This is a genomic window from Streptomyces sp. NPDC031474, from assembly GCF_055581185.1.
In genome coordinates, this window is record NZ_JBVIJX010000016.1 from 165,697 (window position 1) to 181,999 (window position 16,303).

General features: G+C 72.0%; 13 protein-coding genes. 4 read left to right on the forward strand and 9 right to left on the reverse strand.

The features are described 5' to 3' along the window. Positions 1-1,161: an RICIN domain-containing protein gene (locus ACZ5SK_RS32305; protein ID WP_361703861.1), complete on the forward strand. Its 1,161-nt coding sequence runs from the start codon at positions 1-3 to the stop codon at positions 1,159-1,161. Between the two features lie 81 nt (positions 1,162-1,242). Here the strand turns inward: ACZ5SK_RS32305 and ACZ5SK_RS32310 are convergent, their stop codons facing one another. From ACZ5SK_RS32310 to ACZ5SK_RS32325, 4 genes are all read right to left on the reverse strand, one after another. Beyond that, on the reverse strand, positions 1,243-2,616 hold the full coding sequence (locus ACZ5SK_RS32310; protein ID WP_361703864.1) for an alpha/beta hydrolase: 1,374 nt from the start codon (positions 2,614-2,616) through the stop codon (positions 1,243-1,245). Next, the gene (locus tag ACZ5SK_RS32315) at positions 2,613-3,419 is read right to left on the reverse strand and encodes a hypothetical protein (RefSeq protein ID WP_334574337.1); all 807 of its coding nucleotides are present in this window, start codon (positions 3,417-3,419) and stop codon (positions 2,613-2,615) included. Before ACZ5SK_RS32315 ends, ACZ5SK_RS32310 begins: the two co-directional genes overlap by 4 nt. Positions 3,420-3,449: 30 nt before the next feature. Next, entirely contained in the window at positions 3,450-4,598 is a 1,149-nt protein-coding gene (locus ACZ5SK_RS32320; protein WP_334574339.1) for a PP2C family protein-serine/threonine phosphatase, read from the reverse strand. 130 nt (positions 4,599-4,728) lie between these two features. Next, positions 4,729-5,487, reverse strand: coding sequence for an IclR family transcriptional regulator (locus ACZ5SK_RS32325; RefSeq protein WP_457494823.1), 759 nt, complete (start codon positions 5,485-5,487; stop codon positions 4,729-4,731). 430 nt (positions 5,488-5,917) lie between these two features. Between ACZ5SK_RS32325 and ACZ5SK_RS32330 the strand changes: the two genes are divergently transcribed. The 3 genes from ACZ5SK_RS32330 to ACZ5SK_RS32340 all read left to right on the forward strand — a co-directional run bounded on the left by ACZ5SK_RS32330 (position 5,918) and on the right by ACZ5SK_RS32340 (position 10,937). After that, the gene (locus tag ACZ5SK_RS32330; protein ID WP_334574343.1) at positions 5,918-6,955 is read left to right on the forward strand and encodes an RNA polymerase sigma factor; all 1,038 of its coding nucleotides are present in this window, start codon (positions 5,918-5,920) and stop codon (positions 6,953-6,955) included. 78 nt (positions 6,956-7,033) lie between these two features. Further along, on the forward strand, positions 7,034-7,519 hold the full coding sequence (locus ACZ5SK_RS32335; protein ID WP_361703868.1) for a hypothetical protein: 486 nt from the start codon (positions 7,034-7,036) through the stop codon (positions 7,517-7,519). A 13-nt stretch (positions 7,520-7,532) separates the two neighbouring features. After that, positions 7,533-10,937, forward strand: coding sequence for a CHAT domain-containing protein (locus ACZ5SK_RS32340; RefSeq protein WP_468576771.1), 3,405 nt, complete (start codon positions 7,533-7,535; stop codon positions 10,935-10,937). A gap of 48 nt (positions 10,938-10,985) precedes the next feature. On the opposite strand, the gene ACZ5SK_RS32345 is transcribed toward ACZ5SK_RS32340, so the two are convergent. From ACZ5SK_RS32345 to ACZ5SK_RS32365, 5 genes are all read right to left on the reverse strand, one after another. Further along, on the reverse strand, positions 10,986-12,422 hold the full coding sequence (locus ACZ5SK_RS32345) for a serine/threonine-protein kinase (RefSeq protein ID WP_468417182.1): 1,437 nt from the start codon (positions 12,420-12,422) through the stop codon (positions 10,986-10,988). 169 nt (positions 12,423-12,591) lie between these two features. Next, positions 12,592-13,185 carry a hypothetical protein gene (locus ACZ5SK_RS32350; RefSeq protein ID WP_361703875.1) on the reverse strand — a complete coding sequence of 198 codons (594 nt, stop codon included), beginning with the start codon at positions 13,183-13,185 and terminating at the stop codon, positions 12,592-12,594. Positions 13,186-13,190: 5 nt separating this feature from the next. Then, complete coding sequence (locus ACZ5SK_RS32355) at positions 13,191-14,066, reverse strand: carbohydrate ABC transporter permease (RefSeq protein ID WP_361703877.1); 876 nt, start codon at positions 14,064-14,066, stop codon at positions 13,191-13,193. Beyond that, on the reverse strand, positions 14,063-15,007 hold the full coding sequence (locus ACZ5SK_RS32360) for a carbohydrate ABC transporter permease (RefSeq protein WP_361703879.1): 945 nt from the start codon (positions 15,005-15,007) through the stop codon (positions 14,063-14,065). The genes ACZ5SK_RS32355 and ACZ5SK_RS32360 overlap by 4 nt, the downstream gene beginning before the upstream one ends. After that, positions 15,004-16,287 (reverse strand): ABC transporter substrate-binding protein, encoded by a 1,284-nt coding sequence (locus ACZ5SK_RS32365; RefSeq protein ID WP_361703881.1) that lies wholly within the window; start codon positions 16,285-16,287, stop codon positions 15,004-15,006. The genes ACZ5SK_RS32360 and ACZ5SK_RS32365 overlap by 4 nt, the downstream gene beginning before the upstream one ends. Positions 16,288-16,303 lie beyond the last annotated feature (16 nt).

The window sequence follows — 16,303 nt, forward strand, 5'->3', positions numbered from 1 at the left end:
ATGAGACGATCCCGGTTCCTGTCCCTCTGGCCGGCTGTGCTGGCCGTGCTGATCGGTTCGGTCATGGGCACCGTCGCGAGCGCGCCGCCCGTCCACGCCGCGACGGCGTTCACCTCCACCGCGGTCAACCAGAACGGCGGCAACTGCCTGGATGTGCCGGGCAGTTCCACCGCCGACGGCATCCAGCTCATCCAATGGGCCTGCCACGGCGAGGCCAACCAGACCTTCACCTTCACCCCGGTCGGCGGGACCACCGACCAGTACGGCATCGGCACGTCGGCCGGCGGAAAGTGCGTGGACGTCAACGGAGCGTCCGGCGCCGACAACGCCACGATCGTGCAGCGGCCGTGCGGCACCGGAGCCAGTCAGAAGTTCCGGCTCGTTCCCGTGACGGTCAGCGGGACGAACAACGTGTTCAGCGTGCAGGCGGTGCACTCCGGCAAGTGCGTCGCCCCGTCGGGCGACTCCTCGGCCGGCAACACCGGCCTCGTCCAGTTGCCCTGCACCAACGCGGCGTCGCGGACGTGGCGGCTGCCCAACTTCGCCGGCGGCGGGGGCACCCCCACCACGCCCCCGACCAAGACCGTCCGGGTGTACTGGCTGAAGCCCTCCGACGTTCCGTTCGACCAGCGCTACCCCGACGGCATCGCCGCCGTGATGCGGGAGGCACAGCGCTACTACCAGCAGGAACTCGGCAAGACCTTCAAGCTCAACAACCCCGTGGTCGAGGTGGTCAACGGTGACCAGCCGCGGAGCTGGTACGAGAACACGCCCAACGGCGGCGACCGTTACTGGTGGGCCGTCACGAACATGCAGAACGAACTCGCCCGGAAGTTCAGCCTGAACAACCCCGACAGCCGTTGGCTCAACGTGGGCGAGATCAGCGCCGAGGGCGAGGGCGCGGGCGGGGGCGCCAGCCCCGGCTGGGTCGTCCTGAGCGGACACGACGCCGACGGCGCCGCCGGCACCAGCGGACAGTCGATGAACCGCTGGTACGGCGGAATGGTGCACGAACTCGGCCACGCCTTCGGCCTGCCGGACTCGTCCTCGACCGACGGCACCCCGATGTCCGCGTCCTTCTACGACTACCCCAACACCCACTTCAACCAGAGCCAGAAGAACCAGATTCTCAACGGCCCCTACGGGAGCTTCCTGTTCTGACGGCGACCGCCCCCACGGGCGAACAGCCGGGACCGGTCATCGGCGGGGCATCGATGCGATGCCCCGCCGATGCGCGGTGTCCTACCTCAGTGCGGCGAGGAACGGCGCCAGGGTGTGGGTGAGGGTGTTGTGCGCGGTGTCCGCGAACAGCGGATCGAGGTGGTTCATCCCGTCGTCCGTGGCGTACGTGCCGTAGGGGATACGGGAGTCGGCGACGACTTCGCGGGCGGCGGAGACGATGGTCCCCTGGGCGTAGCTCGTCTGGAAGGCGTACAGCGGGGTGTCGAGGGACTCGGTGTGCCGGAGCCGCAGACCGAGGGAGCGGGCCAGGTCGGTGTCCGCGTAGGGGTCGGCGACGTCGAGGTCCACGGACAGCCGGGCGGGCCAGTACCACTCCCACACGGCCGGTTGCGGGCCCCCCGCGTACGCCGTAGCGACCCGGCTGATCGGTGTGATGCCGGTGTCGATCCACCCGCGTACGTCACCGCTGTCGGCGAGGCGCCCCGAGTGCACGCTGATGGAGTTGGGCCAGCCGAAGCCCGCGTCCACCAGGATGCCCAGCAGAGCGGCGTTGGTCACCGGGTACGGCGGCCGCAGGGCGTCGGGCAGCCGCGGTTGCAGTACCGAGCGGCCGGCCGGGTCGAGTCGCGCGTACCAGCCGGCGAGCTGGTACCAGATCTGGGTGCTCTCGGCCCGGGAGCCCACTCCGACGCCGCTCAGGGTCAGGTCGAAGACGGCTCCGCCGTCGATGGCCGCCAGCCGCTGCCGTACCTCGTCGGGGGTGTTGTGGACGGGCTCCCCCGTCCCGTCGAACGCCCCGCGCACCCCTCCGTCGACCAGGACGAGGGCCGAGAGGCCCCGGTGTCCGGGGCGGCCGTCGAAGTCCCAGGCCGCGTAGGTCATCGCGGTGGTGGCGCCCCAGGAGTGGCCGCCGAGCACGACCCGGCGGCCGCCGCGGGCGGCGGCGCATACGACGGTGTCCAGGTCCGCCAGGGTGCGGGCCAGGCCCCAGCCCGCCACATAGCCGCAGGCGGCGGGGTCCTGCGAGCGGTAGCGGCCGTCCAGGTAGTAGCCGACGGGGTCCGCGGTGGTGAAGCCGGAACGGTCGGCGAGGTTCTCCTCGCGCCGGTCGAAGGCCCACACCTGTACCCCGGGCACGGCGGCGACGAGGTCCCGGGCCACCAGCCGGAAGTCGCCCGCGGCCCCGAACTGGCCCGGAACCATCACCAGCACCGTGTGCGCCGTGTCGGGACCGATCTTGAGCACATGGACCCGGTCCGTACCGGCCGGCCCTCCGCCCGCGCCCACGGCCAGGGGGACGTACGGCTCCGGGCCTGCGGTCCCCCGCCGTCCGGCCTGGGGAGCCGCCGCGGCCGGGACGGTCAGGGCAGAGGCCAGGGCGAGGCCGCCGACCGTCCCGCCGAGCAGAGCCCGGCGCGACAGACCCCGGGTCATGAGGCGCACCCGCCCACGCGCCGGGTGCTCAGCGCCACGTCGTCCATGCGGACGTCGTAGGCGGAGGGGCTGGGGTTGGCCTGGTACAGCTGCCAGCCCAGCTTGAGCTTGTCGAAGGTCGGGAAGACGAAGTCGTCCGCCGTGCCGCCGTGGTGCTTCGTGGAGACCGTCAGGTCGGACTGCTCGACGCCGTCCTGGTAGACGGTGACGCGGTTGTCGGTCGCGTCGAGGTGGAACTCGACGCAGCTCCAGACGCCGGCGGCAGCGGGGGCGGAGGTCTTCCAGTCGGTCCAGTCACCGGTGGGGCCGAGGTCGGAGCCGACGCCCCAGAAGTTGCCCCGGTCGGTGGGAGCGTACTGGCCGCCCAACGGGCGTACCAGCGTGGGGGCGTCGGAGCCGGAGGCCTCGGCGACGGTCCAGTGCGCCCAGTCGGGGGCCGTGGGGAACCGGTCCACGCGCAGCCGCAGCCGGGCCCAGAAGCTGTTGCCGGCGGGCGCGAGGTCGGAAAGGACGAGGAAGGCGCGGCCGTTGCCTTCGGTGTGGAGCCGCAGTTCGCGACCGTGGCCGGTGGAGCTGGGTTCGATGCTCAGCGAACCGTTGGAGGTGTCGGTGGTCCAGCCGCGGCCTGCGGTGACCGGGCCGAGCGGGAGGCGGTCGAAGCTCTCCCTGACGAGGGTGCCGTGTGTTCCGTACGTGTGCTCCGGTCCCTGTGGGACGGAGGCGGCCGAGGCGGTGGGGGGTATCGCGAGCAGCGCGGCCGAGGTGGCCAACAGCGCGGCGGCGATCTTCCGCATGCGTGTCATGGGCCCAGTCTGCAACATCCGCCACAGGGGTCACACCGCCCGGTCCCCCAACATGCGTCCCCCGACGGCCTGTTGGGGCAGCGCGGGGTCGGGGACGGCCGGCTTGCGGATCAGGAGCAGCGCCGCGTCGTCGTGCAGTCGGCCGCCGACGTGCGCCAGCAGTTCGTCGTGGATCGCATCGAGGGTGCGCGCGGGTTCGTCCGAAAGGTGCCGGGCCAGGCCCTCGACGAGCGGGTAGAACTCCCGGTCGCGGTCTCGGGCCTCGATGACCCCGTCGGTGTACAGCAGCAGTTGGTCTCCGTCGGCGAAGGGCAGCACTTGCAGGCTCGGGGTCTGGTCGGTCAGGGCCCGCAGGCCGAGGGGCGGCGCCGGGTGCGTGGCCTCCACCGCCGTGACGCCGCCCGACGCGTCGATGAGCAGCGGGGGCGCGTGTCCGCAGTTCACCACTTCCAGCTGCCCGGGCCGCGGGTGTCCGGCGACCACGGCGGTGACGAAGTCGTCGGCGCCGAGGTTGCGCGCAAGGCTGCGCTCGATGCGGTCGACGACGGCGAGAAGATCGGGTTCGTCGTAGGCGGCCTCGCGGAAGACGCCGAGCACGAGCGCTGCGGTCCCCACCGCCGGCAGCCCCTTTCCGCGCACGTCGCCGACGATCAGCCGTACGCCGTACGGGGTGGGCACCAGCGCGTAGAGGTCCCCGCCGATCCGGGCCTCCGCGGCGGCGGCGCTGTAGCGGACGGCCACCTCGAACGGGCCGACGGTGGCCGGGACCGGCTTGAGCAGCGCGTGCTGGGCGGCCTCGGCGACGGACCGGACGGCCGCGAGGACCCGCTCCCGGCGGGTGCGCAGCGCGCCGGCCAGGGCGCTCGCCAGGGTGACGGCCACCAGGGCGGCCAGGACGGCCCCGACCTCATGACAGGGAGCGCCGTCCCGGGCGCCGAGCGTCGCGCCGAGGGCCGCGGCGAGGAAGCCGACGCAGAGGACTCCGCGCGGCCCGTTGGTGGTGGCGGCCAGCGCGGGCCCGGCCGCCAGCAGGGGCAGCCAGATCATCCCCACCCCGCCGACGAGGTCGGCGAGCACGATGCCGAGCACGGTCAGGACGGGCAGGAGGGGGCCTGCCACTCGGCTTCTGAGCAGCCGCGTCGGGAGGTGGTCGCCGCCGTGGTTCCGGGCCTGACTCATGCTTCGTCCGCAGTCCTCACCTGTGCGCGGGGCCGGTCCGTACGCCGGCCACTTCCTAAATGTCCGTTTCCTCTAGGAAACGGGGTGGGCCCAGGTGTTCACAAGGAGCAGGTTTTCAGATAGTGAACGATCAGCCGGTGAGGGAAAGTCCCCTGGTCACGCGGCCGGCGGCCGGGATCAGCCGGGCCCGGATCTCCTCGATGCGGGACAGCCGGTCGGCCGGCAGGGACACACCGAGCGAGCCGAGGGTGTCGCCGCTGTAGACGGGTACGGCGACACAGACCGTGCCGAGGGCGTACTCCTCCAGGTCCGTGACGGCCGGAGCCACGGGCGAGGCGTCCAGGTGCCGCAGCAGTTCGGCGGCCCCGGTGATGGTCCTCGGCGTGAGGTCGGCGAGGTGGTGCCGGGAGAGGTAGTCCTTGCGGGCGTCGTCGTCCAGTTCCCGCAGCACCGACTTGCCGAGGGCGGTGGCGTGGCCCGCGTCCTCGAACCCGACCCACAGGTCGACGCGGGGCGTCCGGGGGCCGTCGACGATCTCGGCGACCCTGATCTCGCCCTCCTCGTAGAAGGTGAGGTAGGCGGCGGTCGTGAGCTCGTCACGGAGCGCGGCGAGGGTGGGGCGGACCCGGCTGAGCAGCGCCTGCCCCCGGCCCGTGGTGTGCAGGTTCTGCAGCCGGTCCCCCAGGATGAACCCGCCGTCGGGCAGTTTCCGCAGGTAGCCGTCGTGGACCAGGGTCCGCAGCAGATGGTAGGAGGTGGCCAGGGGCAGCCCGGTCTCGCGTGCCAGCTGTTTCGCCGGCGCGCCGTTCTCGTGCGCGCTCGCCGCCTCCAGCAGGCGGAAGGCCCGCTGCACGGAGGTGATGAGCGTGGGGCCGTCCCGCGCACTCATACGACCAGCGTGCGCCAGGCGCACGGCGCAGGCAAGGCGCGCGGTGCCGGGCGCATCTCGCGGCGGCAGCACCCTGCCGGGCCGGCCCTGTCGCCGAAGAGGCCCGGGCCACGGGCGGCACACCCAAAGGGGGGCGACTTGTGGACACAGGGCCGATGGCAAGTCAAGGGCACCGCATCATTATTTACGACGCCTTTCCGGCCGGTCCGGATTTCTTGTGTTCACACCGCCGACTTTTCTGTCAAGGGCGATATTCCCCACATCCTCACGGCGTCGAACAGCGTCCGTGTCCTGTGATGTTGCGGTGTTACGGTGGGTCCGTCCGGCTCTCGACACCCGAGGTTCAAGAAATGTATTCACGGAAGTAGCCGGATCCGGAAAGTCAATTCTGTCATTCGACTCGATATTCACCGAGGGACGACGGCATTAGATGAAATCCCTGCGGGAAACCGACGACGTCCGCGAGGCGGAGGACGCCGAGGAGCTCCTGCCCGCGCAGGACGACGAGACCGACGAGACCGACGCGCCCGCTCCCCGGCTCTCCTCCGGAGGCGGCACGGTCGACCAGGTCAAGGACTACCTGCGGCTCATCGCCAAGGTCCGGCTGCTGACGGCGGAGCAGGAGGTGGAGCTGGGCAAGCGCATCGAGGCCGGCCTGTACGCCGATCATCTGCTCGCCGAACCCTCGGGCCTGGACCCGCACCATCGCCGGGAACTGACCCTCCTCGTCGAGGACGGCCACCGTGCGAAGAACCACCTCACCGAGGCGAACCTCCGTCTGGTGGTCTCCCTCGCCAAGCGCTACACCGGGCGCGGACTGCAGTTCCTGGACCTCATCCAGGAGGGGAACACCGGGCTGATGCGAGCCGTGGAGAAGTTCGACTACGCCAAGGGCTTCAAGTTCTCCACGTACGCGACCTGGTGGATCAAACAGGCGATCACCCGGGCCCTGGCCGACCAGAGCCGCACCATCCGCATACCGGTCCACACGGTGGAGCTCATCAACCGGGTGGCACGCATCCGCCGCGAGCTGATCCTCGACACCGGGGACGAGCCGAGTCCGCAGGAAGTGGCCGAGAAGGCGGAGATCTCGGTGGAGCGGCTGGCCGAGCTCGGCGCCTACACCAAGGAACCCGTCTCCCTCGACATCAGCCTCTCCGAGGACGGCGACACCGAGTTCGGCGACCTCATCATGGACAGCGACTCGCCGTCCCCCTGGGAGACGGTCACCTTCGGCCTCCTGCAGCACACCCTCCGGAGCATCCTGGCCGAGCTGACCCCGCGCGAGGCGGGCATCATCTCCCTGCGGTACGGCCTCTTCGGCGGTCGGCCGCGGACGCTGGAGGAGATCGGCCAGATCTACGGCGTGACCCGTGAACGCATACGCCAGATCGAGGGCAAGACGATGAGCAAGCTGCGCCACCCCTCACGCTCGCACGTGCTGCGGGACTACCTCGGGGACGAGTGACGGCCGAACAACCGGCTTCCGCAATGTCATGTGTCCGACAAGACCCTCTACCGCCTCTCGAAGAGCAACAATCGGACCATGTCACAACGAGATGATCTGATGAAGACGATCGACACGCTCTCCGACGCCGAGGCCGTCCGGGCACTGACGGCGTTCCTTGAGGACCGCGGGCTTCTTTCCACGGCCGAGGACATGCCCATGACCGACGAGGAGTTAAGGGGCGCCGTGGACGCGCAGGAGGCGGCGGAGTACCTGCCTCCCGGGCAATCCCCGGTCTCCGAGGGCGGCTTGGCGCGCGTGGCGCTGGAGTACGCGGCGGCGCAGGAGCAGTGGAGAGGGGTGGTCGGTGAGGCCGTCGAGTACGCGTCGTCGTCGATCGACCGCTTCGACCCCGTTCTCGTCCCGGTCGGGGTCCTCGTCGTCACGCTCCTGCAGACGGAGGTCGTCGTCAAGCGGGATCCGCGCGGCAGATGGAGCCTGACCGTGCACAAGCGTGCCCTGCGGGACGCGGCCATGGGTCGCCTGCTGACGGCACTGCTCTCCCACTTCACCAGCGGCAAGTAGCGCGGGGCCGGCCGTGACGGTTTCGGTGAGGGAGTCCTACGCCTGGCGCTGCGAGGAGTGCGACCGGCCTCGCCGGGCTCCGGTCTGGCGCATCGTCGACGCCCGTGAGCGCGCCGACGTCCTTCAGAGCCCCGGCGATCCCGAGGGCTTCGGTCCCGGCCTGACCTGGGTGGACTGCCCGGACTGCGGCGCCCGGACGCACATCGAGGCGCCGGTGCTGGTTCTGCGCCCCGGGACGACCGCGCCGGCGCTGTACGCGACCTCCGTCACGGAGCTCCAGGGGGATGTGACGACGTCCGCCCTGCCCCTGCTGGAGCAGGCCGCGAGCGCCGGGGCCTTCCGCGGCGACCCCGTCGCCGGACAGGTGATCCCGCTGCCCCGCAGACTGCTGCCGTTCGTGCTGGCCCGCGACCTCGACCGGGACCTCGCCGACCCCGAGCGGGCCGCCCGCGAACTGGAGTCGTACGGGACGCCGACGGTCGCCAATCACCGGGCCTTCCTCCAGTACCTGGCCGAGGAGTCGGGCGAGGCACGGGTCGGCGAGCTGCTGCGCGCGGTCACGGGCAGCCTGCCGGACCAGCTCGCCGAGCTGGTCCGCACCCACCCGGAGCTCACCGCCGGCACCCGGGTCCGCGACGCCGGCCGCAAGGAGCTGAACGCCGCCGTCGGCACCCCGCTGGAGCCGACGCTGCGCCTGCGCCAACGACTCCTGGACGACCTGTGCGACAGCGAGTTGCCCCCGGGGGCCGTACTGGAGCGCTACTTCGCGTCCCTGGGCGACTTCGCCGGCGATCTGCGGGCCCGGCTGTACGCGATGTACGACGCGGTGCGCGCCTCCGACGGTCTGGAGGCGATCCCGCTCAACCGTGAGGCGCTGGCGCTCGCCGGGCAGCTCGGCGAGGAGCCGGTGGAGACGGAGCTCGCCGCCCGGCTCGGCGAACGCCTCGTACGCGCCGTACAGGCCGGGCTCGACGTCGAACCGTCCGAGGCGCTGAGCGTGTTGGAGCAGGCGTTGCGGCGGCTGCCCGAGGGCAGTCTGCAGTGGGTCGAGGTGGCGAACAACCTCGCCGCCGCCCACCATCTGCGTGAGGACGGCGACCGTGCGCAGTGCTGGGAGGCCGCCTGCGATCTGCTGGGCCGCGCCAGCGCGCTGGACCGCCGCGCGCATCCTGAATTCTGGGCGCGGATCCAGACCAACTACGGGCTGCTGCTCGCCGAACGACCGGGCGGCGGCTCCGCCGACCTCACCCTGGGCATCGACCACATCAGGGCCGGGCTGCAGGAACGCTCCCCCGAGCGCGGTCGGGTGGACTGGTCGTTCTCCCTGTTCAACCTGGGGCTGCTGCTGCACCGGCGCGCCGAGTCGGACGACGTCCGGGAGGCGGAGCGCTGCTACCGGGAGGCCCTGCGTGTCCTGCGCCCGGCGGAGGCCCCCGTGCTGTGGTGCCGACTTCAGTGCAATCTGGCCGACGTGCTGCTGTCCGGCGACTCTCCGGACCCGCGGGGCGCCCGGGAAGCGGCCGGCGCCGTGCTCGCCCTGGAGGCCTCGCACCCGGGTCTCGTCGACACCGGTCGCGTCACCTGGCTGCTGGCCCGGGTCGCCGACCTCCTCGACGGACCGGGCGGCGCCGAGAGCCTGCGGCTGCGCCGTGCGGCTCTGGCGGCCACGCCGCCGCTCGCCGCCCCGTCCCTGCACCTCTCCCTCGCCCGGGAGGTCGTCGACGCGCTGGCCGCGGCGCAGGACTGGACCGGCGCGGCCGACGTCGCGGCGGACATGCTGACCGCCGTCCACGCGCTCTACGACGCCCAGGTCACCGCCTCCGGCCGGCGAAGCGTGCTCTCCCAGGCGAAGCGCGTCGCCCGCTGGGCCGCGTACCTGCTGGCCCGCGCGGGGCGCCCGGAGCGCGCGGTCGAAGCGATCGAACGGGGACTGGCCTGCGAGCTGTCGGTGGTGGCCGGGCGCGGCGCGGTGGATCTGGCGGCGTTGGAGCAGCTGGACCCCGCCCTGGTCCACCGCTACCGGCAGGCACGCGAGCGCTACCGGTCTCTGGTCGCGGAGCCGCCCGCGAGCCCGTCCGGCGGTCCGTCCGGCGGTCCGTCCTCGGAGTTCGCGCCCGTGTCGGACGTGCAGGCCGCGGCGGAACGGGCCGTGCGCACGGTGATCGAGGAGATCCGCGCGATCCCCGGCTTCGAGGCGTTCCTGCGCACCACCGAACTGGCGGACATCGCGCGGGCCGCCGACGGCACACCGCTCGCCTACCTGGTGAACGCGCCCTGGGGCAGCTACGTCCTCGTCGTCCGCGGCGCACCCGACGAGCCGGACGAGCGGGGCGCCGAGGACGACACGCCGGTCGTACGCGCCGTCCCCGTACCCGAGGTCAGCAGCACCTCGATCGTCCACCTCCTCACCCTGGCTCCGGACGACGCCGGCGTGGGGCTGCTGCTGATCCAGCAGTTCGGCGTGCTCAAACGCCGCCGTATGCTCCCGGCGGCCTTGGACCGGCTGCGGGGTCTGGCCCCGCTTCTGCGGCCCGTCGCCCGGCTCCTGGCGGAGGATCCACGACACGAGGCCGTCGTCGTGCCGACCGGGCTGCTGGGGCAGGCACCGCTGAACGCCGTGCCGCTCGGCCCGGAGACGGACGAGGTGCTCGACGACGTCGGGACGCTGCTGCTCGCCCCCTCGGCCGCCGTGTACGCCGCCTCCCGCGCCGCAGCGGTGCGCCCGGCGGCTCCGGCGCCACGTCTGGTCGCCGTCACCGACCCCGACGGCTCGCTCCCGGGCGCCCGCAGCGAACTCGCCGAGATCCGGACCCAGTTCGAACCGCGGGGCGAGACGGTCGCCGCGCTGGGGTCCGACGCCACCGTGGACTGGCTGCTCGACCATCTCGCCGAGGCGACGCACCTCCACCTGGGCTGCCACGGCAGCGCGGACATCGGCAGCCGGGGCGGCACGCTGACACTCGCCGACGGCACCTTGGACATGGACACGCTGGTGCGGCGCCGGCTCCCGCACTGCCGGCTCGCGGTGGCCGGCGCCTGCCAGTCGGGCCACTACGAACTCGTCGAGACCCCCGACGAGTTCGTCGGGCTCCCGGCCGGCTTCCTCCACGCGGGAGCCGCCTGCGTGGTGACCAGTCTGTGGCAGGTGAACGACGTGGCGACCGCCCTGCTGATGACCCGCCTCTACGAGCTGCTCGCCCCCACCGGTGCCGCGCCGGGCGAACTCCCCGCACCGGCGCTGCGCCACACCCGGACCTGGCTGCGCCGTCTCACCTGGGACGACCTCGCCCGGTACACCGCCGCCCACCCCCATCTCGCGGACCTGACCCGGCGGTTGACACCGCCCGCAACAGGCCGGGACACGTGCCCCTTCGCCTCCCCCGTCCACTGGGCCGCCTTCACGGCGTGGGGGGTCTGAGCACACTGCGGGACGGCGCCGACGACGGGAACCGGGCCCCTCGGCCCCTCAGCTTCTCAAGGTCGGTCCGAACTCGTCGAGCGTGTAACGAGAGGAGGGGCTGACCGGCGATTGCGGTGTGCTGACCTGCATGAACGTGTAACGCCCTCCGGTCAGCCCGAAGACGGTCACCGTGGCCGGGGAGCGCGCTTCGGTGCCGTTGGCGCAGCTGGGTTGGCACACCTTCTCCGACTCCCACCCGGTGGCGGTCGCCGTCTCCTCTCCCCAGTTCGTCCAGGTCAGATCGTGGAGGCCGGCTCCGGCGTCACCGCAGGCGAGCAACAGCTCGGCGGGCTCGACGAGGGGCTTTCCCGCGCAGTCGGCGATGGCGCCCGGCTGCCTGGTCTGCTGCGTCTCGACGGGCGTCGGCGGCTCCTCGCTGGGCGCCGTCAGATCCGTGACTTCCTCCTGCGGCGGGGCCGAGGGCGACTGCTCCGGCGTTTCGCTCTCCACGCTCCGGGTCGGTTCCGGCGGTTCCTGGACGGACGGCAGGTTCGGCGTCGGAGTGACGATGGTGAGGGGGCCGCTGTCCCGGTCCGGCGTCAGGACGACGAGGGCCACGGCGATCACGGTGGCGAGGACGACGACCACGAGGGCGGCGAGCCGAAGGCGCGGCGCCGCGGGCGAAGGCGTCGGCGTGGGCGGCACTTCGACGGGCGCCGGCGGGACGAGGTCGGTCCGTTCCGGCGGGACGAGGTCCGTCCGTTCCGGCGCGAGGTCGGTCGGCTCCGGCGGACGGGCGGCCGAGCTCACACCGGGCTGCGGTGCGTCCGTCAACTCGTTGGGAGCGAACCGGAGTTCAGTAGCGGCGCTGTGCCGACGGGTGATCAGCTCGTGCACCGCGGACGGCCAGGGGCGCGGTGTGGAGGTGAGGGGCCCGATGGTTTCCAGCAGTTGGGCGGGGGTCGGCCGAGCACCCGGCTTCTCGGTGAGGCAACGGGCGACGACCTGACGCAGCCTCACCGGGAGCACGTCGCCGTCGGGACCGGAATCTGCGGACGGGCCGGTGTCCCCACGTCTGCCGGTGTACGCCGTGACGAGCAGCGTCCCCAGGGCGACCATGTCGCCGGACGGCTCGTGCGGCCCGACAGCCTTCCCCGGCGGCAGGGCCGGTACGCCCCCGGCGACCGCCCGGTGGCCGCCGAAGCCGGTCAGCCGGATCCCGTCCCTGGTGAGCAGCACGTTGGAGGGCTGAAGGTCGCCGTGCCCGCGACCGGTCTCGTGCACCCCGGCCAGCGCGCCGGCGACTCCCGCGGCGATCCTCAGCACCGACTCCTCGGGCAGACCGCCCACGACGTCGACGGCCTCCGCCAGCGAGGGCCCGGCATCGAGCACCGACAGGTACGTGCCGGCGTCCTTGCGCGGCGGTTCACCGTTGCGCTGGAACCACGTCCGTAACCGGGGCCTCCCGGCCCCCGCCGTGTCGGTCATCACTGTTCGCTTCATCCTGTCCCCCGAAGCAGACGAGCCAGAGAAACCTTCCTCCGACGAGTCTGGCCACGACCGCGCCCCTACGACAAGAAGGCGGTGCGCGGGGCGCCGATCGCCTGCGCGATGACGGCTTCGGCGGCTTCGGCGGCTTCGGCGGCGTGGAGCTGTCTGGTCACGGCGAACGTCACCGGCGAGCGAGGCGCCGTACGTCGACCGCGGTCAGCGCGAGCGCCAGGGGCCCCGGGGTCAGGAACGCGAGCGGTACCAGCATCCAGGCGCACAGCGCCGCCGTCGCCACGGCGAGCAGCACCAGAGCACTGCCGCCCGGGTCCCCTACGGCGTCACGGGCGGCCTGGCGCAGGGCGGCCGGCCAGTCGGTGAGCGACGCGGGGCGGGCGCAGGCCCGCAGGGCCGCGATCCCGGCCACCGCCCCGATCGCGGCGGCCAGTGCGGCGAAGAGCGGCGCGCCCGGCAGACCCGCCCCGGCCAGCGCCAGGTCGGCGGCGAACAACAGCGCGCCCGCCAGGGCGGCCGCCCCCGCCGTCAGGTCGCCGATGCGCATCCGCCGCCGCAGCGCGGAGAAGTAGCGCCCTGCCGTGGCGGGCCGGTCTTCCCCCGCGCCCCGCAGCACGGCGCACGCCGTCGACAGCGCGGCCGGTGCGGTCAGCAGCGGCAGACAGGCCACCGCGGTGGCGAGTCCGACGCTCAGCATGTCGGCGAACAGGGTCATCCGCGGGCCGAACACCTCGCCCGCCTCGCGCTGCCGGCTCCCGGTCATGGCGCTCATCCCTTCAGTCCGGAACTGGCCATGCCCTCCACCAGGAACCGCTGGAAGGCGAGGAAGAACAGCACGATCGGCAGCAGCGCGATCACCGACATCGCGAACATCGGTCCGAAGGCCGACTGGCTGGAGGCGTCCACGAAGGAGCGCAGGGCGAGGGTGAGGGTGAACTTGTCCGGGTCGAAGAGGTAGATGAGCTGGGTGAAGAAGTCGTTCCAGGTCCAGATGAAGGTGAAGATGGCCGTGGTGATCAGCGCGGGGCGGGTGAGCGGCAGGATGACCTGGAAGAAGCTGCGGAAGGGGCCGCAGCCGTCGATGCGGGCCGCCTCCTCCAGTTCGCGGGGCAGTCCGCGCATGAACTGCACGATGAGGAAGACGAAGAACGCCTCCGTGGCGAGGAACTTGGGCAGGATCAGCGGCCAGTAGGTGTTCACCAGACCGAGCTTGTTGAAGATGATGTACTGCGGGATCAGCACCGCGTGGTGCGGCAGCATGATCGTCGCGATCATGAAGGCGAACAGCGGTCCGCGCAGGCGGAAGCGCAGCCGCGCGAAGGCGTAGGCGGCGAGCGAGCAGCTGATGACGTTGCCGAGGACGGCGCCGCCCGCGATCAGCAGGGAGTTGCCGAGCAGCCGCCAGACGGAGACGTCGTTGACGCCCTCGAAGGCGGTCTTGTAGTTGGACCACTGAAGGTGGCTGGGCAGCAGGTTCAGGCTCGCGATGACCTCGTCGGCGGGCTTGAGCGAGGTGGCGAGCAGCCAGGCCAGCGGGTACAGCATGACGAGCAGCGCGGCCAGGCAGCCGAGGTGCACGGCGATCCGGCCCCAGCGAACCGGCTTGCGAGGAGCGGCAGTTGAGGCCGCGGAGGTGGTGGTCATCGGTCCCCCTCGGAGGCGTAGAAGACCCAGGAGCGGGAGGTGCGGAACAGCACCGCGGTGACGGCGCCGATCACCAGCAGCAGCACCCAGGCCATGGCGGAGGCGTAGCCCATGTGGGAGGCGACGAAGCCGCGGTCGTAGAGGTAGAGGGTGTAGACGAGGGTGGAGTCGGCGGGGCCGCCCTTGCCCGCGCTCACCGCGAAGGCGGGGGTGAACACCTGGAAGGCCTGGATGGTCTGCAGGACCAGGTTGAAGAAGAGCACCGGGGACAGCATGGGCACGGTGACGGACACGAACTGCCGCCATTTTCCGGCGCCGTCCACCGCGGCGGCCTCGTAGAGCTCGGCGGGGATCTGTTGCAGCCCGGCGAGGAAGATGACCATCGGCGCGCCGAACTGCCAGACCGTCAGCAGGGCCACGGCGAGCAGGGCCCAGCCGGGTTTGTTGATCCAGCCGCCGGTGCCGAGGACGTTGTCCACGGTGCCGCCGTCGTTGAAGAGGGCCCGCCAGACGAGAGCGATGGACATCGACGCGCCGAGCAGCGAGGGAGCGTAGAACGCGGACCGGTAGAAGCCCTTGCCGCGTTTCATGCTCTTCAGGGCGAGCGCGACGACGAGTGCGAGCACGAGTTGCAGGGGCACGGCGACGACGACGTACGTCAGGGTCGTCAGGACCGACCGCCAGTAGCGGGGGTCCTCGGTGAACATCTGGGTGTAGTTGCGCAGGCCCACCCAGCGCGGCGCGTTGAACAGGTCGTAGTCCGTGAACGACAGGTACAGCGACACGGCCATCGGCAGCAGCGTGAGGACGCTCGCGCCGAGGACCCAGGGGGACAGGAACACCCAGGCGGCGCCCTCGCGTTCACGCTTGGGGCGTCGTTTCGCCGCGGGCGCGGAGCGGGGCGGGCGTGCGGTGGGCGCGGGGACGTCGGTGGTGGTCATGACCTCAGCTCCGCCTTCGCCTCGGTGACGTAGTTCTCGGCCGCCTCGCGGGGCGACATGCGCGCGTAGGAGACCTGGTCGTAGTCGCGCTGGAAGGTGGTCTGCAGGGCGTTGTCGCCCGCGGGCGGGGCCTGCGGCGGGTCCTTCAGGGTGCCTTCGAGGGACGCCTGGTAGTCGGCGACCGTCCTGTCGAAGTCCTTGAGCCGGTCCGCGGTCTCCTTGCGGATCGTCTCGTTGACGGGGATGCCCCGGGTCGCGCCGAGGATCTTCGCGGCCTGTTCGTCGTTCAGGAGGAAGTCGATGAGCGCGGCGGCCTCTTCGGGGTGGCCGGTGTGGGCGCCGACGCCGAGGAACATCGACGGCTTGAAGTACTGGCCGGGCGTGCCGTCCTCGCCGGACGGCATCGGCGCGAGTGTGACCCCGGTGGGCACGAGGGCCTGGTAACCGCTGGACGGGGCGTCCCAGTTGAAGTCGGCGGTGGCCTTGCCGCGGCCGAGCGGGGTGTTCTCGACGGAGCCGTCGAGCTGGGTGGTCTGCTCGGCCGGGGAGACGGCGCCCTCGCGGCGGAGCCGGTCGGTGAAGGTCCACCAGCGGGTGAGGTCGTCGGCGGTGAAGCCGAGGCCGCCGGCCTTGGTGTAGAGGGCCTTGTCCTGGCCGCGCAGCCACACCTCGAAGGCGTCCTCGCTCTGGCCCGGGTCGGTGGCGCCGGGCCTGCCGGTCCGCTTCGCCAGGGCGCGCACGGCGTCCGCCCAGTCGTCCCAGGTCCAGCCCTTCCTCGGGAGCGGCACCCCGGACGCCTTCCAGGCCTTGACGTCGTAGACGACCGTCTCGGTGCCGCGGCCCTGCGGGATCGCGTACTGGGTGCCGTCCACGCGTCCCGTCGCGAGCAGGCCGGGGTCGATCTCGCCGGTGCGCAGCACGTCCTTGACCTTGCCGAGGTCGAACAGGACGTGTCCGGAGGCGTACTGGTCGATCTGGCGGTAGTCGAGCTGCATCACGTCGGGGGCGTCGCCTCCCGTGGCCTGGATGGCCAGCTTCTGCTTGTAGGCGTCGTAGCCCGAGAACGACGTCTGCACCCGCACGTTCGGATGCTGTTTCTCGAACAGGGCGACGGCCTGCTCGGTGCGGGCCGCGCGGTCGGGGTTGCCCCACCACGTGTAGCGCAGCACGACCTTCCCGCCGCCGACCGACTCCCCGGATCCCCCGCAGCCGGCCAGCACCGCGCACAGCACGAGTGCGGCGGCCGACGCGCAGAACCCCTTCGTCCTGTGTCCGGGCATGCCGAGGTCACCTCTT